Origin of the sequence: Bradyrhizobium sp. ISRA436 (assembly GCF_029910015.1) — a bacterium.
GTDB lineage: Bacteria > Pseudomonadota > Alphaproteobacteria > Rhizobiales > Xanthobacteraceae > Bradyrhizobium.
The window spans coordinates 2,476,486-2,495,297 of sequence record NZ_CP094519.1; the positions used below are offsets into that span (position 1 = coordinate 2,476,486).

An 18,812-nucleotide genomic window follows, 5' to 3' on the forward strand; every position below is an offset into this window, starting at 1 on the left:
AGCCGGCGCGTCTAGCTTCGCCCCCGCTTTGCAAGGCGACAATTTGGGAGCCGCGGCCTCAAACCGGCTGCGGTCGAAAATTGGCTCCTCTCGCTCTATCAATACGGAAATGGCCACACCCTCATTTTCTGCTTCCCTATCTGCCACAGACGCGCCAGCCCGGCCGGCTCACCAACCAGGAAGACGATGATCAGCACGCCGACTGTCATGTAGGTAATGTGTTCCACCGTGTCCGCCTGCAGCGGCAGGCCGAGCGATTCCGGCAGCAGGCGCACGACGATCGGAAGAATGTAGATCAGCGCGGCACCCATGAAGGAGCCCAGCAGGCTGCCCAGACCGCCAATGATGATCATGAACAGGACAGTGAAGCTCTGGTTGATGTTGAAAGCAGAAGCTTCCGCTCCGCCGTACCAGAGGAACACCATCAACGCGCCGGCCACGCCGCAATAGAAGGAGGACACCGCGAAGGCGAGAAGCTTGGTCGGCAGCAGGCGGATGCCCATCAACTCTGCGGCGATGTCCATGTCGCGCACCGCCATCCACATGCGGCCGATGCGACCGTGGACAAGGTTAGAGGCGAGCCAGGTCATGACCATCACGAAGGCCAGCACGACGTAGTAGCGAGTCTCCGACGTGGCGCGCGGCCCGGTGATGATGACGCCGAACAATTCGCGCTGCGGCACCTCGATGGCGCCCGAGATGTTGTAGTTGTAGAGCCAGGGGATGCGGATGAAGCACCATTCCAGAAAGAACTGTGCTGCCAATGTCGCGACGGCGAGATAGAAACCCTTTATGCGCAGCGAAGGTATGCCGAACACCGCGCCCACCGCTGCGGTGATGAATCCCGAAGCGATGATCCAGACAAGGATGTTCACGTCCGGGAACGACGACGTCAGCCGGTAACACGAATAGGCGCCAACCCCCATGAAGGCGCCTGTGCCTAGCGACAACAGCCCGGTGTAGCCTGTGAGCAGGTTGAGCCCGATCGACGCGAGTGCGAAGATAAGAAACGGGATCAGCACAGCGTTGACGAGAAAGTCGTGCCCGGTGAATGGAATGGCGATCGCGATTGCCAGGATGACCGCGATGCCGATGCGGTCCTGCAGGATCGGAAAGATCGCCTGATCGCTGGCGTAGTCGGTCTTGAATTGTCCGGTTTCGCGATAAAGCATCGAACTACCCGCTACAGCTCATATCCGCTCGATGATCCGCTCGCCGAACAACCCTTGCGGGCGGAACAGCAGGAAGATCAGCGCAATCACATATGCGAACCAAGCATCGGTGCCGCCGCCGACTAATGGCCCCCAGTAGAACTCGGCGAGCTTCTCGCCGACCCCGATGATGAGACCGCCGACAATGGCTCCCGGAATCGAGGTGAGTCCGCCGAGGATTAGCACCGGCAGTGCCTTGAGTGCGATCACGTCGAGTGCGAACGAGACATCCGAGCGCGCGCCCCAGAAGATGCCGGTAACCAAAGCCACCAGCCCGGCAGCGAACCAGACGATTACCCAGATCTGCTCGAGCGAGATGCCGACCGAAAGTGCTGCCGCGTGACTGTCCGCAACCGCCCGGAGCGCGCGTCCGATGCGCGTCATGGAGAAGAACAGGCCGAGCCCTGCCACCATCAACGAGGCGACAACGGCGGAAGCGATGTCGAGCTTCTGCAACTGGACGATTCCACCCAACGTGCGGTAGGTGATGGGTCCCTGCGGCAGGTACAGCTCGTCCGTAATCATCACCTTCGGGTCGCCGCCGAACACCAATTCGCCGAAGCCTATGAGGAAGTAGGTGATGCCGAAGGTGGCCATGAACAGGATGATGTCGGGTTGATTCACCAACGGTCGCAGCACCAGCCGCTCCACAGCGAGGGCAAGGCAGAACATCACCGCAACCGCAAGCGCGAGCGCGAGAAAGGCCGGAACGCCAGCGTCGTGCAGGCCAACTAGCGTCAGCGCGGCGAACACCACCATGATGCCCTGCGCGAAGTTGAACACGCCCGATGCCTTGAAGATCAGCACAAAGCCGAGGGCGATCAGCGCATAGAGCGTGCCGCTGACCAGCCCCTCCCACAACGTCTGCGCCAAGAGATCGGGCGCCCGCGCCATCTGCACGAAGGGTTCGATGAAGGCCATGTGGAGAAGCTCCATGACATCTCCCCTAGCGCGCGACGCCGAGATAGGCGTCGATCACGGCCTGATTGCTCCTGACGTCGTCGGGCGCGCCGTCGGCGATCTTGATGCCGTGATCGAGCGCAACCACACGGTCGGACAAATCCATCACGATGCTCATGTCATGCTCGATCAGCGCAATCGTGATGCCGTACTCGTCATTGACGTCGAGGATGAAGCGCGACATATCCTCCTTTTCCTCGAGGTTCATGCCAGCCATCGGCTCGTCGAGCAGCAGCAAGTCCGGCTCCATAGCGAGCGCGCGCCCGAGTTCGACGCGCTTCTGGAGGCCGTAAGGCAATCGGCCGACCGGCACACGACGGATTTCCTGGATCTTGAGAAAGTCGATGATCTCCTCGACTCGCAGACGGTGCTCGATCTCCTCCTTCATGGCAGGCCCGTGGCGCAGCAGCTGCCAAAAGAAGTTCCTGTGCATCTTCAGCGAGCGTCCGGCCATGATGTTGTCGAGCGCGGTCATGCCGCGAAACAGCGCCACGTTCTGAAAGGTTCGGGCGATGCCACCGCGCGCAGCTTCGTACGGGTGCATCTCGGCGCGCGTCTCGCCCTTGAAGGTAATGCGGCCGTGCTGCGGATGATAGAAGCCGTTGATGACGTTGAGCATTGAGGTCTTGCCGGCGCCATTGGGGCCGATGATGGCGCAGATTTCCCCTTTGTGGATGTTGAACGATACGCCGCTCAGCGCCTTGACACCGCCGAACGCCAGCGAGACCTGCTCCATCGACAGCAGTACGGTGTCGACAGCAGCTTCAGTTCCGCCGGGGGCTCTCATGCCGCTTTCTCCATCGCGGATGCGGCCGGCTGGATCTCCATCTCGCGGATCTTCACCAGCGCCTTGATGGTGCCCTTGCGTCCGTCCTCGAAGGTCACCTCGGTCGCGATGTTGGCTTCCTTGGAGCCGTCGTAGATCGCCTTCACCAATGGCTCATAGCGCTCCGCGATGAAGCGGCGGCGTACCTTCTGTGTGCGGGTCAGCTCGCCGTCGTCTGCGTCGAGCTCCTTGTGAAGGATCAAGAAGCGCTTGATCTGCGCGCTCGCCATTTTGCCGTCGGCGGCAAGCGAGCGGTTCACCTCGGCGACATTCTTCTCGATCATGTCGTAGACTTGCGGGTGACCGGCCATCTCTTGATAGGAGGCATAGGTCACATTGTTGCGCTCGGCCCAGTTTCCGACCGCCGTGAGGTCGATATTGATCATGACGGCGACGAAGTCGCGGCCATTGCCATAGGCGACCGCCTCACGGATGTTGGGATAGTACTTGAGCTTGTTCTCGATGTATTTCGGCGAGAACAGCGTGCCGTCATTGAGCTTGCCGACATCCCTGGCGCGGTCGATGATCTTCAAGTGGCCGGTCCGCTCGTCGAAGTAGCCGGCATCGCCGGTCTTCACATAGCCGTCGGTTGTGAACGCTTCGGCGGTTTTTTCCTCGTCCTTGAGATAGCGGGTGAACATGCCCGGCGACTTGAACAGCACCTCGCCGTTCTCGGCGATGCGAATATCGACGTTGGGGAAGGTGGGTCCGACGGTGTCGGAGTAGATTTCTCCGTCGGGCTGGGCGGTGAGATACAGGAAAGCTTCCGTCTGTCCGTAAAGTTGCTTCAGATTAAGCCCGATCGCGCGATAGAAGCTGAATAAATCGTGCCCGATGGCCTCGCCTGCGGTATAGGCGACGCGTACACGCGAGAAGCCAAGCACGTTCTTTAGCGGGCCGTAGACTAGGATGTTGCCGAGCGCGTAGAGCAGCCGTCCGGCTGGGGGCACCGGCTGCCTGTTGAGGATGCGTTCGCCGTAGGCGCGCGCGACGCCGATGAAATAGTGGAACATCTTGCGCTTGAGATAGCCGGCATCATCCATTCGGATCATCAGGCGGGTCAGCAGCGCCTCGAGCGTCCGCGGCGGCGCGAAATAGAAGGTCGGGCCTATCTCACGCAGGTCGGCCATGGCTGTGTCGGGGCTCTCCGGACAGGCCATGCAAAAGCCGGACACCAGCCCCTGCACATAGTTAAGGTAATGGTCGCCGACCCAGGCCGACGGCAGGTAGGCAAGCGCGACGTCTCTCTCGGTCAGCTTGTCGAAGGCCACCGTGTCGGTGGCTGCGGCAATCGAGCGCGCGCTCGTAAACACCACGCCTTTCGAGTTGCCGGTGGTGCCGGAGGTGTAAAGGATGATGGAGGGATCAGACCCCTTGCCGTTCTCGATTTCGGCATCGAGCCAAATGGAGAGGTGCGGATCCTTGGCGAGCGCTTGCTGTCCATCGGCGATCACCTCGTCCATGCAGTGCAGGCGGCTGTGGTCGTAGTCGCGCAGTCCCCGTTTCTCGTCGTAGAGCACAAGTTCCAGCTTGGGCAGGCGCTGCTGGACCGAGATGATCTTGTCAATCTGCTCCTGATCCTCGACCGCCGCGAAACGCGCTTCGGCGTGTGCCAGCACGAAGGCGAGCTCGTTGGCCACCGCATCCGCATAGACCGGTACCGGAATGGCGCCGAGCATCTGCGCCGCCATCATCGTCCAATAAAGCCGTGGCCGGTTATTGCCGGCGATGGCAATCGTCTCGCCGGGCTTGAGGCCGAGCCGCTGCAGACCGATGGCGTAAGCACGAACAAGCTCGGCCACCTGGCTCCAAGTCCAAGTCTGCCAGATGCCAAGGTCCTTGTGCCGCATGCTCGGTCGGGAGCCGAACAAAAGGGCGTTGCGAATCAATAGCTTAGGGAATGTGTCCGCTTGAGCGGCGGCTTGCGCCACAGCTTCCTCCAGTCCGCCCCCGTCAGTACAGCGCGAACTTCGTGCCCTTGCCGCCTTCAGACGGTCTTGTCGGGTCCGAACATGGAAACATCAACTCCGCCACGAGGTTCCGACCGATTGGACGGGCGCGCAATTAGCATAACGACGGATATCATCGCTCCCGATGGCCGCTCTTCGAGGCCCAATTTGGAAGAGCACCGTAGAATCCGTTGGGCTGACGGCAGTGACCCCGATGGCGAGAACGCTGCTGCGACTAAAGCGCACTACGTGGATAAAGATTCTCAACTTTGGCGCGTTGCTGCGACACGGTTGCTTCTAAGATTGTGAGACGAGAGCGGGCGTTACGCCAGGCGACTAACGGGCTCCCCTGGCGCCCAGAACGGCCGGCAGCGTTTGCAGCAGGATGTACACGTCGAGCCAAAGCGACGAATTGCGGATGTAGAAGAGATCCTGCTCTCGCAGCACCTGCAGATCGCCGTCGCTGCGCGACGAGACCTGCCACAACCCGGTGATGCCCGGCAGAACGCTGGTGCGCAACGAACGGAATTCCTCATCCAGCTGTTCGGCATGATATGCGGGAAGCGGGCGCGGCCCGACCAGGCTCATGTCGCCGCGGATGACATTCCAGAGCTGCGGCAGTTCATCGATGCTGGAGCGGCGCAGGAAGTTGCCGATAACCGGTAGAATCCGCGGATCATTCCGCAGCTTGAAGAATTGCCGCCACTCGGCGCGTGCCTGCGGGTTGCGGTTGAGATGTTCTTCCAGCAGGTGATTGCTGTTGGCATACATCGTGCGCAGCTTGTGCATCTTCACCAGCCGTCCCCGATGCCCGATGCGTTCCTGGACAAAGAAGGCCGGACCCGGGTCGATCAGCTTGATCGAAATCGCCGCCAGCGCGACGACAGGCAGCGCGAGCAGCGCCAGTGGAACGGCGAGCACGATATCCAACATCCTTTTGAGGAGCCAGTTCTGCAGGGAGCGAGAGTTGCGGGGAGTTTCGATGCCCAGCATGGTCTCAAGCGCGTGCATACGCAGCCATGGGCTCTGAGCGGTGCGGATGTCTTCGAGCAACATGAAGCGGCAAGGCTGCGCGAGCACATGGCAATCGCGCTGGATCGCGGCGAGTCCGATCGCGGTCGTGAAAATGGCGACTTCGATTTCGGTGCGCGGCCTGATGCTGGCAAGGTCGGTCGTCGTCCCGATCAAGGGCAACGGGAATAACCCTGCCATAGAGGAATCATCATCGGCAGTCCTGATCAGCCCGATCGGCTTCAGGCCGAGCTCGGATTTGCGCGTCAGCAACTGTGCAAGGTCGCGGCATTGGCTGCTTGTACCCACCAGGACGGTGGAGGCGCCCCAGAGGTCGACATGCATCAGCAGAGCCCGGGACGCGGCCTCGACGTAGTGGCCGATCAACAACAGGCAGGCCGCGTAAGCGGCTTGTACAACGATGAGGTCGGCGATTTTTCCCCCGCCGTCGTGCGCTATCGTGGCGATGCTCCACACCGCGACGACAACGCCAATGCCAAGCGCGCGCTGCCGGAAGCGCTGGTAAGGCCCCGGACCGGATCCGGTGTAGAGTCCGACCACGAAGAACGCGAAAACGACGAGGAGAACCGTGACCTCAAGATGCTGGGGCGCCGGCAGTCCGGCCGCTCGTGCGAGCAAACCGGTACAGTAGCCTGCGGCGAACGCGGCGGCGACGTCGCCGCTGACCAGCGAAGCCATGACGATCGACTTACGGTGTCGCCGGACCAATCCGAGACCGCGGTCGCTGCCAGAGCGCAGGCTCGGGCGGCTCGCTTGATGCAGGTTCAGCCCCTGGTCCGCCATGCTGGTACTTGCTTCCGTTCGATCCAATAGACAACGTCCTCCGGCTGCGATACCGGAGGACGTCCGCTGCTATGCGGCTGCGATGCTGGAGAGATCCGGTTTGCCGAGAACGCGCTCCTCGATCCAGCGGTAGGTGGGAACGAGTCCTTGTCGCAGCGTTGTCTTCGGCTCCCAACCGAGCACAGTCCTTAGCCGCGAATTATCGCTGTTACGCCCGCGCACGCCCTGCGGCTTCGAGGTGTCGTGGTGTTTGATCACCGACTTGCCGGCGATGGCGGCAATGATGTCGACGAGTTCATCGACCGTCACCAACTCGTCCGTGCCGAGATTCAGCGGGCGGGAATAGTCGGACTGCATGATGCGATGAATGCCTTCGACGCAATCATCGATGTACATGAACGATCGTGTCTGCTTGCCGTCCCCCCAGATCTGCAGCTCGTCTCCGCTGTGGAGAACAGCGATCTTGCGCGACAGCGCTGCAGGCGCCTTTTCGCGGCCGCCGTCATAGGTGCCGAGCGGACCGTAGACGTTGTGAAAGCGGACGACGCGCGTCGGCAGGTGCCAGTCCTCGGTGAAGTACTGGCAGAGCTTTTCCGTATAGAGCTTTTCGAGGCCATAGCCTTCTTCCGGGTCGGCCGGAAATGCATCGTCCTCGCGCAGAGGAACGACGTTGGAATCTCGCTGCAGATATTGCGGGTAGACGCAGGCCGATGAGGAAAACAGGAAGCGCTTGACCCCGTGATGCTGAGCGGCCTGCAGCATATGCGCGTCGATCAGGGTGTTGTTGATCGTGATCTCCGCGTGCTGCGCGGTGATATAGCCGATGCCGCCCATGTCGGCGGCAAGATGATAAACCTCGTCCATCTTATTCGTGACACGCAGGCATTCCGCAGGGTCACGCAAGTCGGCAATCATGAACTCGTCGGCGGCGGTTTCCTCGTATTCGGGACATTTGATGTCGGCGCCGCGCACGGAGTATCCGAGCCCGACCAGATACTTGACCAAATGGTGGCCGATGAATCCGCCGGCACCCGTGACGAGCGCCGTTTTCCTGCCTCGCATTTTCGCGCCTCCGTGTTGTCCTGGTGGTGTCCTGCCTCAGCTGCATCAGTCGCGGAAGGGATTAAGCTACGTCGAGCGTCGATCTTAGCCGGACTGTTTCGGAGTCCCGATTGGAACGAGGTGGTAGTCCGGAATCGCCGCAAGTGCGTCGAGCCGTTTGCTCGCTCAATAGACGAGAAGACTGCCGTTGTGCTCGAGTCCGGCGCGCCGCAACTCGTCCCAGTCGAAGACGGCATGTCCCCACGCGAACCTGACCCGCGCGCTTCCACGGGAGACGCGATAGACGTTGCTGTCGAACCGATTGTTGCCGGTCTCGATGACGTTGGCGTTTGCGTTGTCGGGCCCGACGTCGGAGGCGGCGCCGGCGCAAACCGCACCTTCGAATGTCATGTCGTTGTCGTGGATGTTGTTGTTGCGCGTCTTGTAGAGATCGCCGGATTTCATGCGGCGGCCCTGATCGACAAGGATGATCCCGCATTTTCCGGCGCTCACGGCCAGCGCGTTGTCATGGACATCGACGTCTTGCGACGCGGCAATCAGGATGTTGTTGCCCCAGAACCAACCCTTGCCGAGGCCGTTGTGCCGAACCCTGTTGTTGCGGATCACGGCCGAAAAAGAGATTTCGTGGAATATTCCGGCGTCGCGATTTCGTTCGATGATATTTCCCTCGTAGAGAACGTCGCGGCATTCGATGTCGCACCATAGGCCCGGGCCGCGGTTGTCGTAGACCAGATTGCCGCGCAAGACGACGTCTGAGCTGACCGCAAGCTTGACGCCGCCGGCTTCCCAGTTGGAGCTGAAGCCGCGGGTGTTGTTCTCGAAGACACGGTTGCGTTCGATCACGACGTCGTGGCCTGCTCCCGTGATCCCGATCTGGCCGTTGTGGTGAATGTCGCAGTCGCGGATCCGGGTGCCTGATCCCGCCGCGATCCCCGCCGCGCTGTTCAGCCGCAGTTCGCAATTCTCGACCACCCAGCCGTTGGTGTCCTGGGCCTGAATTGCACCCTTCTGGCCGACACTGGCATATTTCTCGATGATGAGGTTCCTGATCAGGACGCCGGGTGCGGTGCTCTCGAAGGCGAACGCGGCGGCGGTCACTTCGACCTTGTGGGCCGAAGGGTCGTCGGCGAGGAAGATCTCTCCGATCGAATGGTCGAAGTAGAAGCGTCCCGGAGTGAGCTCGTTCTTCGTCAGCACTTGAACGAGCGGTGCGTCGTCGATGAAGACCGCCTCCGGCACGTTGCAGGCCGGCATCGACCTGACACATGATCCGACCCGCCGTCCCTGTTGGTTCTGACCTCCGGCAATCCAATAACTTCCTTCGCGGCTGAAGTCGGTGAGCCGGCGGCTGCCGTTCAGGATTGTTCGACCTTCTCCATAAAAGCGCTGGTTGGCGCGTGGCCGGACGGCCTGGCTGCGGTGGACGCCGTTCTTCAGGCAAAACGCCGCGCCCGCTCCGGCACGATCGACGGCGGCCTGGATCGGTTCGCCCGGCAGAACCGGGATGGCATCGGCCGGGCACGGCTCGTCGACGACGCCGCACAGCGCCGGCGCCACCGAGACGAGCCAGATCAACGCCGTCAGGCAGACCGTGAGCTTCAGCGTGCGCTGGCCGGCAGGGGCTCGCGAGAGGGGGGTGCGCGCCATAGACCGCGGCCTTCCATGTAACGATAGATCATCGTCGTGCCGATGCCGAAGCCGAACAGGCTGCAGAACCAGACGCCTTGCGTCGGCGCTTCGAGCGCGACGTCGAAAGAGCCGTTGATCACGCACGCCGGTAGCCAAAATAGACGAAGCCCTTGCCGAGCAGCGCATAGCCCATGAGAACGCAACACGGCAGCAGGACGTAGCGGTCTCCGGGAGGTAAGATACGCGGGATTGAGGCGTTTGTGGTCATGACTCCCGAAGGCGCGATCTCATGTCATGGCGGCGGCTCGTCTCGGCAACGCGATCTGCTATCTGGCAATCGGGTTGATGGAGTCCTGGCCGCTGGCCTGTTCGGTCCTGGATGATCGTGATCTTGGCGGTTGCGCGCTCGCTTCGCCGCTCGGTAAAGGGCCGGCCGGCATCTCATTCCTGACATCGATGACGTCACCGGGCTCGACGGGGGTCGTTTCGTCCGCGTCCGAAACGACGGCGTGACCGTTCCGCATGCGCGTGATGCGGATCAAATGTCTGACGCCGTTGCCGGTCGCGCCGCCGACATTTTGCAGCCTGGCGTCACGCTCCGCGATCGCAGCCGGCAGCGTGATCTCGAGGTCGTTGAGGCGATCGCGGGTCTGCTGCAGGTCTGTCGCGACCTGGCGCTTGAATGCCGCTTCGATATCCTTGATCTTGAAGTCGAGGTTTCCGGCGTCGACCTGCAGCCGGGAGACGTCCGAGAGCAACCGCCAGACCGCCGCCTCCTGGTTCGCCTCGAGGACGCGGTAGTTGAAGTCGTTGTTCTGTGTTCCCAATCCTTGCCTGAGAAGGGCGCCATATCGATCGATTTGCTGACGGATCAGGTCGAGCTGCTTCTTGCCGGCGTTGCTCTGTTCGGTGTTGGCGTCGATCTGTTCCTTGAGCAGGGGCTTTTGCGACCGAAGCAGGTCGATCTGGCCCCGCAAGATCGCGGCCTGGACGCGGAAGATGTCCTGCTCGCTTGCGATGATCAGGAGCGTGTCCTTGTCGTTGGCCGCGTTGCCGAGATCCGGTGGCGAGAAGCTGTCTTGTCCGTCGCGCTGCGCCTCGAGGCGCGCTTCGCGGACGAGCATGGTGCGCTTCTGAAGGGTCAGCTGGCGGACACGTTCTTCCGCCGTCAGATAATCGGAGAGCGCGGTGCTGCGTAGCGCGGCGCCTGGGCCATATCCTCCGGCGAGCGCCACCGCACTCTGCGTCGTGCTGCCGTAGCGGAAGGGGTAGGCGCCTGGCAGCCGTACGTCGCCCAGCACGTAGAGCGGCCGCAGCTCGGCGATGCGCACGCCGACCGAGGGTGTCCGCAGGATCCCGTCGGCAAGCAGTCGGTCGTTGATCCGCTTCTGGCATTCAAACACGGTAAGGCCCTTGACTTCGATGGGCGCAGCCAAGGGAAGATTGATGGTGCCGGCATCGTCGATCTGCACGTCGCCGGAGAGTTCCGGCTGGCCGAAGACAGTCACCGTGATGCGGTCGCCCGGCGCAAGCCGGTAGGTCGTCTCGCCCGCCGGCGCTGCGGCAGTGCACAGCAGGACGGAAAGGCTCACCGCCGATAACAAGCGCAACAGACGCCAGATGGGCGTGGCGAGTCCGGCACGTCCGGAGGCTATTGGTTGGCGATCGCGGTCCACGAAGGCTCCATGCGTTTCCGACCGGGCACGCGCAGGGGTTCCGCGGCCGGCCGCCTCTAGACTAGTGGTTGCGTGAGCGAAGCTGCGGAAAAACACGGACTATCGGCGCACGCGTCTGCGGTACTTCGCTGGGGGTAACCCGCGGTCCACGTCGGTTAGCTCCTATTCGCTGCTGCTGATCCATGAGCGCGATTGTTGCCGGCGTCTTGCTTCCCTCAAGATCAAGAACGCCGGAGACCGTCCGGCGAACATGCAAACGGGCGGAGACGCAACGTGAAAAAACGTGTTCTGGTGACTGGGGGCGCAGGCTTCCTCGGCTCGCATCTGTGCGCGCGATTGCTCAGGCAGGAATGCGAGGTGCTGTGCGTCGACAACTTCTTCACCGGCATGCGCCGCAACATCGAGCCGCTTCTCGGCGAGCCGGCCTTCGAGGTCATGCGGCACGACGTGACGTTCCCGCTCTATGTCGAGGTCGACGAGATTTACAACCTCGCATGTCCGGCATCTCCGATCCATTACCAGCGCGATCCCATCCAGACTACGAAGACGAGCGTGCTCGGCGCGATCAACATGCTTGGCCTCGCCAAACGACTCCGCGCCCGCATCCTTCAGGCGTCGACCAGCGAGGTGTACGGCGATCCGGATGTCCATCCCCAGACCGAGGATTACTGCGGCATCGTCAATATCGCGGGACCGCGTGCCTGTTACGACGAGGGAAAACGCTGCACGGAGACGCTGTTCTACGATTACCGGCGGCAGCACCGGCTGGATATCCGCGTCGCCCGCATCTTCAACACCTACGGCCCGAACATGCATCCGCAAGACGGCCGCGTCGTCTCCAGCTTCATCGTGCAAGCGCTCAGGGGCGAACCGATCACGGTCTTCGGAACGGGCACGCAGACGCGATCGTTCTGCTATGTCGACGACCTGATCGACGGCTTGACGCGGTTGATGAACGCGTCCGTGGACATCGAGGGACCGGTCAATCTCGGCAATCCCGCCGAAATGACGATGTGCGAGCTCGCGGAGCTCATCATCTCACTGACGGGGTCGCGCTCCCGGCTCGAGTTCTGCCCGTTGCCGAAGGACGATCCGCGCCAGCGCCGGCCCGACATCTCCCGCGCGCGTGAGCTTCTGCACTGGTCGCCCGTGGTGAGCGTGGTGGAGGGGCTGAGCAGGACGATCGCCTATTTCGACAACCTGCTGGCCGACCCGCGCGAGGCCGACAAGCTCGTGTGGAAGATCCCCCAGTGAATGCCTCGGCCAGCCCTGTTCCTGATCGCGGCGACGTGCTTGGCGTCAACGTGAGCGCCATTACCATGGACGACGCGATCGCGACCCTTGAGGGTTGGATCGAGGAGGGGCGCCGCGAATATGTCTGCGTCACAGGAGCCCACGGTGTAATGGAATGCCGGCGCGATCCGTCGCTGCGCAGGATCCACAATGACGCCGGCATGGTGACCCCGGACGGCGTCCCACTCGTCTATTTCCTGCGCCTTATCGGCAAGCAGCGCACGCAACGGGTCTATGGGCCGGACCTGATGCGGGAGGTGACGGCAGTTTCCGCAAGGCGAGGTTACCGGCAATTCTACTACGGTGGAGATGTCGGCCTTGCCGAGAAGCTGAAGGAAACGCTGGTCCGCGCGACTCCGGGGCTCCAGGTGGTCGGCACATACTCCCCGCCGTTTCGGACACTCACGCCGGACGAGGATCGCGCGGTCATCGACATGATCAATGCCGCGCGGCCGGACATCGTCTGGGTCGGGTTGAGCACGCCGAAACAGGAACGGTGGATGGCCGCGCATCTCGGCCTCATCGAGGCGCCGGTCATGATTGGCGTCGGCGCGGCATTCGATTTCCTGGCTGGAACCAAGCGCCAGGCGCCGAGGTGGATGCAACGTCACTGCCTCGAATGGCTGTTCCGGCTGTGCTCGGAGCCGCGGCGCCTGTGGCGACGCTATGTCTACATCGTGCCGGGATTCTCTTGTCTCGCGGCGGGCGAGCTGTTGCGACGCGCCATGCGTGGCCGGGAGTCCGCCGGCGCGATGCCGTCGCGCGAGACGGGTTGAGAAGGTTGGCATGCAGGAAGTCGGAGTGAAAGACCGGCCCTTGGCGCTTGGAGCGGACCGTATTGCGCTGCTGCAGCCGAAACTCCATGTCCTGGAAGAATCCGGAAGTCGGAGCGCAGCAGCGTGGCCGAGATCACGCGCGTCATCTTCGGAACACACGCCCTGACGCTGGCGGACCAGGCGGTTGTCAGCGGCACCAGCCTGCTGTCGACGGTGCTGGTCGGTCGCTGCGCCCAGCCCAGTCAACTCGGCGTCTACACCATCGGGCTCTCCATCTTGAGATCGGTGCTCGCGGTGCAGGACGCCCGCATCCTGATGCCTTGCACGATCCAGCGGCATCGTTCGTCGCGCAGTCCGAAGGAGATGCCGGGCTCTCGCGCTGCAACACTTCCTGCATCAGAAACGGCTCGTTCGCAAAGCTCTTCCTCACGTCGGCGTGGCCGGTCGCAAGCCCTTACCCGCGCCCGCTCAGAGATCGCTTCAACACGTTCAGAACCTGGCGCAGGCCCGCCGCTTCGACGCCATTGTCGACGATCACGCGAGCTCCTCGGTCCGGCACGATCTCGATCCAAAATGTAACTCATCGAAGGGAGTTACCGAATGACGATACTGATCACAGGGGGCGCTGGCTTCATCGGCGGCCATACAGTTCTCGCCTTTCTCGATCGGGGCGAGATTCCGATTGTTTTGGATGATCTATCGACTGGCAACAGGGCGGCAGTTCCGTCATGTGTCCCTTTCTTTGCCGGCGATGTCGGAGATATGGATTTGGTATTGCGTCTTGTACAAAATCATCGGATTGACGCGATCCTGCATTTTGCGGCCAAAATAGTCGTTCCGGAATCGATAGCCGATCCGCTTAGCTATTATTTCAACAACACGGTCAAAACACATGCTCTGCTACAAGCAGCGGTGAGAGGAAACGTAAAGCATTTTGTTTTCTCTTCAACTGCAGCAGTTTATGGAAATCCAAGCTTTACGCCCGTAAGTGAGACAGCTGATCCAGCGCCGCTTTCGCCTTATGGAAGGTCAAAGCTAATGTCGGAGTATATGCTGCGTGATGCAAGCGCGGCATATAATCTGCGGTATGTAACGCTACGTTACTTTAACGTCGCCGGAGCCGATCCGGCCGGACGCCTTGGTCAATCGACGCCTGGTGCGACGCATCTCGTCAAAGTGGCACTTGAGACGGCACTTCGCCGACGCTCCTGCATGAGTATTTTTGGCAGCGACTATCCAACACCCGACGGTACATGCGTGCGAGATTACGTGCATGTTTCCGATTTGGCTCGTGCGCATCTTGCGGCGCTCGATCATCTGCGGGACGGTGGTGAGTCCCGGACCCTTAATTGCGGCTATGGACGAGGATACTCGGTCAGAGAAGTTGTTGATGCGGTAAGGAGGGTCTCGGGAGTTGATTTCGAAATTCGCCAAGCGCCCCGTCGAGCGGGAGATCCCGCCTCAATTGTGGCAGATAGCCGTCAACTTATGAAACTGGGATGGAGGCCAGAATTAGACGATCTGTCAAAGATGATTGAGCATGCTCACAACTGGGAGAAAAAGTTGACAGCAGATGCGTTCGGGATCGGCATCCGTTAGAGAGGCCACTAACAGGCTGTTGAAAAGTTGCGTGCGGTTGGAGCAGCGGTCTGGTGGATCACCTGCTGCGTGCGATTCGCGACCTGGTTGACGCTGCGCTGAAGGATCTGTCGCGCGATACTGGCAGGCGGTACGGCCAGCATGAAGAGCCTCGCGCCGAACGCAAGAGAAACCGGGTTACTCCTTAGTTGCCGTAAGCGGCCAGTCTCAATCTGAATACGCTACGAGTGCAGAAAGAACAGCGAAACCCCGACTAATGGAGGGGTAAATGAGAAGAGTTGCGAGACGGGTGATTAGATTGCTGATCGAGAAGGCTGGATACACGATCGCCGCACGCACAAAGACGGGTTGTCCCCCTGACTTCAGTCCAGAAGCCGTTTCCCTCTGCAACAGAGTCAAACCCTTCACCATGACGACACCAGAACGGGTGTCCGCGTTGCGCGAAGCGGTCCGATATGTTGTCCGCAATCACATCCCGGGCAGCATCCTCGAATGTGGCGTCTGGAAGGGCGGCAGCGTCATGGCTTGCGCCCTCACGCTTTTAGATGCGGGAGATTTGCGCGATATTTGGATGTTCGACACGTTTGAAGGCATGTCACAGCCAACCGATGCCGACCGCGATCTACGAGGAAAATCGGCCGCCACATTGCTTTCGGCAGAACCCCGCGACACAAGTCATATTTGGGCTGCCGCCCCGTTGGATGAGGTCAAGCGGAATGTCGCGTCGACCGGCTACCCGCCGCACCTCCTGAATTACGTACAGGGCCCGGTTGAGAGCACAGTCCCAAAGCAGGCCCCGCAGAGAATTGCGCTGCTTCGACTGGATACAGACTGGTACGAATCCACCTATCACGAACTCGTTCACCTTTTCCCGCGGCTCTCACCGGGCGGAGTTCTCATCATTGACGATTATGGGCACTGGGCCGGAGCGCGAAAGGCTGTAGACCAATACTTCGAAGAACAGAGCATGTCGCCTTTGCTTCATCGCATCGACTACACCGGACGTACTTTGGTGAAGTAGCGCTTGGTTAGCTGGACAGTCAGTCTCCATTCGGGGCGTGCCAGCATCACCGCCGAAACCGCTGGTCTCGCAGCGCGAGTCCGTTCGCAATAAACCCGTCAAAGAGTGTTGTATTGAGTTGTGCTCAGTATTGGTGATCACCCTCAACACCTACGGTGGTGCAGACCAACCCATCAAGAATCCGAAACTTGCGCCGGAAAGTAGATTGGCTCAAAGTGGTTGCCGCGAGAGACTGTCCAGAACTACCGTCCAAAGCGGCACGTGTTTCGGGCCTGTGTGTGGCTGCCAGGGGGAAAGTCCGTGATCGTGGGCTATTGTCGCATTGGTCCACTCGAACCTATCGGGCGACTTGACGCTCAGAGGCGCGATCTGGCCGCGATCGGGGCGCAGGAGTATTTCTGCGAGAAGGCCAGTGTCTTCGGGAAGATGCCGGAGTTGGAGCGGGCGATCGAGTCCGCTCGGAAAGGGGACGTGATAGCGATCACGAAACCCTATCGAGTGGCGCGTTCGACCCGGGGGGTGCTGGCGCTCATCGAGCGGCTGGGCCGCAAGGGCGTCGGCCTTCGCATCCTCGGTACGCCGATTGACACGAGCACCACGACCGGACGTATGATCCTCGGATCGGCGCCCCTTTGGTCACTTGGCGCTTCCCCGCTGCGGTCTGTGCTGTGGGACCTGAGTATCGGTTGGTGGCGCGGACGGTGACGGCCATTTCCGGAGTGCGGCGGGACGCCACGTAAGAAGCCGAGGCTTTGGACATTCATGCTGACACGTCGAGCGCTATTTGAGACCGCAAGCGCGTTATGCGTCTCGATGGCCAACTTGAAGCGGGTTTCTGCCGCCGGCCCAAAGCCGAATACAACGGTCGCTTTCGATGTCCCGCGCGGCGCCTGCGACGCGCACGTCCATGTCGTTGGCCAGCCGGAGGAATTCCCCATGTCGCCGGAACGGGACTACACCCCTCCCGCCGCGACCGCCGACGACTTGGTTGAAATGCTGAAATTCCTGAGTATCGAACGTGCGGTCATCGTCACGCCGACCATCTATGGAAATGACAATTCAGTGACTCTTGCGGCCATCGAGAAGCTCGGGCGAGATCGCGCGCGCGGCGTTGCCTTGGTCGACAAGGCCACTTCGTCGGAGAGGCTCGATTCAATGATGAAGGGTGGCATCACCGGCATGCGGCTGTTCCTCGGCGGCGCCGGCGTCTTCCGTCCGGCGGCTGCAGCAAAGCACCTACAGACTGCAATCGATCTTGCTAACGTACGGGGATGGCACCTCGACATCTCGGCACCTCCCGACGTGGTCGCAGCTCTCGCGCCGCAACTCGCCGCGTGCCCTGTGCCCCTTGTTCTCGATTACTTCGGATGGGTTGCCGGTGGCGTGCAGCAGCCCGGCTTCGAGGCGGTGCTGTCGCTGGTCAAATCGGGGCGCGCCTATGTCAAACTCGCAGAACCATATCGGCTCTCCAAGAAAGCTCCCGACTATGGGGACCTCATACCTGTGGTTCGGGCTCTTCTGGCCGCAAACCCGGATCGGCTGCTATGGGGCTCGGGTTGGCCACACGTTGACTCGACCCCTGTCGCTGGTCGATCCAACACGGATCTCGCGCCCAACCTTCCGGTCGATACCGGGCATCTTCTCAATCTGTTTGCGAGGTGGGTGCCCGACGCGGAGATCCGCCGCACCATCTTGGTGGAGAACCCTGCTCGGCTTTACGGGTTCTAGAGACACGAACCGTTGCTCGACAACCGCTGCGGCGAATGTGGGTTCTCCCGCCCAGAGCTGATTAGATTATCACTGGAACCGCTTTCGCAGTCGATAAGACGGTAGCTGCCGCGGGCTCGTCGCAGACGCAAGTTCGATGTACTGCCGCGCGACGCGAAAGGCATCGAACCGTTGGGCCATTCGGCGCGCGCCTGCGGACAGCCGTAACCACAACGCGTCATCGTTCAGGACGGATCTGAGCGCAATCGCCATCGCGCTTGGGTCTGTATCGGCCACAAGCCCGTTCACGCCATTCACGAGCACATCCCGGCTGAGCCGTGAAGAACCGACAATAGGCGTTCCGCTAGCGATCGCCTCCATGACAGTTGCAGACGCGACAGGGGTCGCATAGCGAGTGGGGAAGGCAGCGACCCTAACCCGACCATGCAACCTCCGCACCGTCTGCCCATCCGCGGGACCCAGGAGGGTAACGCGCCTGCGAATCCGATCCGGGAGAGCATCCACCGCCGCTTGCGTCGGTTGAGTGATGTCGCCTGCAACGTAGAGTCCTACTGACGGATCGTCGAGCTCACCGAATGCCCGGATCGTGGCGCCGGGATCCTTGTAGGGCAGGGTCCCGGAATGGAGGATCGCCCGCTCACGGGCTGCAAGGTCAATCCCATGGTAGGCCTGAAGGTCGATGCATTTGGGGATCACGGCAAGCTGGTGCCGTGGCATGCCAAGATCGCGGACGAGTTCATCACGAAGCTCAGTCGTCGTAGCGACCACGTAGTCGCACCGCTTGGTGCTGAACCGCCGAATGATCCGCCACACCGGAGCAAGTCGCCCACTGCGAAGCTCGAGATTGTGGACAACCTGGACGATTGTGCCGCGGAGCGGGAGAGGAACTGCCTCGCTGTGGATGACAAGGTCCGGCCTGAAGCGATCGATAATCCACTTCGCGCGAAGCCAGGCCGCGACGGAGGCAAGCCCCGTCGAAGGCGTGCGACTCAATGCAAGGATCGGCAGATCGAGACGAGGAGTTAGAAGGCGCCTGTACTCCGCATGGCTCTGGAGGCTCCCCACAACGATCTTCACCTCGTGATCCAGATCGGACAGGGCTTGAGCAAGCGATACGATGAAAATATTGATGCCGTCCGGCGAGTCGAGAGCCTCGCGCCGAGTGAGGACAACACGCATGCGATCGACCTTTCCGTCTGTCGATTGTGAATTACAAAGGGCATAGGTTCAACCGTCAACAGAGGAGTACTCCATACGCTCGTGACGC

General features: G+C 61.3%; 15 protein-coding genes. 6 read left to right on the top strand and 9 right to left on the bottom strand.

Annotation, left to right across the window (positions count from 1 at the left end):
- Positions 1 to 98: 98 nt before the first annotated feature.
- The 8 genes from MTX23_RS11620 to MTX23_RS11655 all read right to left on the bottom strand — a co-directional run bounded on the left by MTX23_RS11620 (position 99) and on the right by MTX23_RS11655 (position 11,044).
- Positions 99 to 1,172, bottom strand: a complete 1,074-nt coding sequence (locus tag MTX23_RS11620) for a branched-chain amino acid ABC transporter permease (RefSeq protein ID WP_280976770.1) — start codon at positions 1,170 to 1,172, stop codon at positions 99 to 101.
- Between the two features lie 18 nt (positions 1,173 to 1,190).
- The gene (locus MTX23_RS11625) at positions 1,191 to 2,147 is read right to left on the bottom strand and encodes a branched-chain amino acid ABC transporter permease (RefSeq protein WP_280976771.1); all 957 of its coding nucleotides are present in this window, start codon (positions 2,145 to 2,147) and stop codon (positions 1,191 to 1,193) included.
- Between the two features lie 10 nt (positions 2,148 to 2,157).
- Entirely contained in the window at positions 2,158 to 2,958 is an 801-nt protein-coding gene (locus MTX23_RS11630; RefSeq protein WP_280976772.1) for an ABC transporter ATP-binding protein, read from the bottom strand.
- The gene (locus MTX23_RS11635; RefSeq protein WP_280976773.1) at positions 2,955 to 4,847 is read right to left on the bottom strand and encodes an AMP-binding protein; all 1,893 of its coding nucleotides are present in this window, start codon (positions 4,845 to 4,847) and stop codon (positions 2,955 to 2,957) included. The genes MTX23_RS11630 and MTX23_RS11635 overlap by 4 nt, the downstream gene beginning before the upstream one ends.
- A gap of 435 nt (positions 4,848 to 5,282) precedes the next feature.
- Entirely contained in the window at positions 5,283 to 6,761 is a 1,479-nt protein-coding gene (locus tag MTX23_RS11640) for an exopolysaccharide biosynthesis polyprenyl glycosylphosphotransferase (RefSeq protein WP_280976775.1), read from the bottom strand.
- Between the two features lie 69 nt (positions 6,762 to 6,830).
- Positions 6,831 to 7,823, bottom strand: coding sequence for an NAD-dependent epimerase/dehydratase family protein (locus MTX23_RS11645; protein WP_280976776.1), 993 nt, complete (start codon positions 7,821 to 7,823; stop codon positions 6,831 to 6,833).
- 165 nt (positions 7,824 to 7,988) lie between these two features.
- Entirely contained in the window at positions 7,989 to 9,470 is a 1,482-nt protein-coding gene (locus MTX23_RS11650; RefSeq protein WP_280976777.1) for a right-handed parallel beta-helix repeat-containing protein, read from the bottom strand.
- A gap of 308 nt (positions 9,471 to 9,778) precedes the next feature.
- Positions 9,779 to 11,044, bottom strand: coding sequence for a polysaccharide biosynthesis/export family protein (locus MTX23_RS11655; RefSeq protein ID WP_280976778.1), 1,266 nt, complete (start codon positions 11,042 to 11,044; stop codon positions 9,779 to 9,781).
- Positions 11,045 to 11,401: 357 nt separating this feature from the next.
- Between MTX23_RS11655 and MTX23_RS11660 the strand changes: the two genes are divergently transcribed.
- The 6 genes from MTX23_RS11660 to MTX23_RS11685 all read left to right on the top strand — a co-directional run bounded on the left by MTX23_RS11660 (position 11,402) and on the right by MTX23_RS11685 (position 17,545).
- The gene (locus tag MTX23_RS11660) at positions 11,402 to 12,382 is read left to right on the top strand and encodes a UDP-glucuronic acid decarboxylase family protein (RefSeq protein ID WP_280976779.1); all 981 of its coding nucleotides are present in this window, start codon (positions 11,402 to 11,404) and stop codon (positions 12,380 to 12,382) included.
- A complete protein-coding gene (locus MTX23_RS11665; protein ID WP_280976780.1) occupies positions 12,379 to 13,197 on the top strand; it encodes a WecB/TagA/CpsF family glycosyltransferase in 819 nt (272 codons plus the stop codon). Before MTX23_RS11660 ends, MTX23_RS11665 begins: the two co-directional genes overlap by 4 nt.
- Before the next feature lie 600 nt (positions 13,198 to 13,797).
- The gene (gene galE, locus MTX23_RS11670; protein ID WP_280976781.1) at positions 13,798 to 14,796 is read left to right on the top strand and encodes a UDP-glucose 4-epimerase GalE; all 999 of its coding nucleotides are present in this window, start codon (positions 13,798 to 13,800) and stop codon (positions 14,794 to 14,796) included.
- A gap of 298 nt (positions 14,797 to 15,094) precedes the next feature.
- Complete coding sequence (locus tag MTX23_RS11675) at positions 15,095 to 15,817, top strand: TylF/MycF/NovP-related O-methyltransferase (protein WP_280976782.1); 723 nt, start codon at positions 15,095 to 15,097, stop codon at positions 15,815 to 15,817.
- 300 nt (positions 15,818 to 16,117) lie between these two features.
- On the top strand, positions 16,118 to 16,522 hold the full coding sequence (locus MTX23_RS11680; protein ID WP_280976783.1) for a recombinase family protein: 405 nt from the start codon (positions 16,118 to 16,120) through the stop codon (positions 16,520 to 16,522).
- 231 nt (positions 16,523 to 16,753) lie between these two features.
- On the top strand, positions 16,754 to 17,545 hold the full coding sequence (locus MTX23_RS11685) for an amidohydrolase family protein (RefSeq protein ID WP_280990723.1): 792 nt from the start codon (positions 16,754 to 16,756) through the stop codon (positions 17,543 to 17,545).
- Positions 17,546 to 17,614: 69 nt separating this feature from the next.
- Here MTX23_RS11685 and MTX23_RS11690 read toward each other — a convergent pair whose 3' ends face one another.
- A complete protein-coding gene (locus MTX23_RS11690; RefSeq protein ID WP_280976785.1) occupies positions 17,615 to 18,724 on the bottom strand; it encodes a glycosyltransferase family 4 protein in 1,110 nt (369 codons plus the stop codon).
- Positions 18,725 to 18,812: the final 88 nt, after the last annotated feature.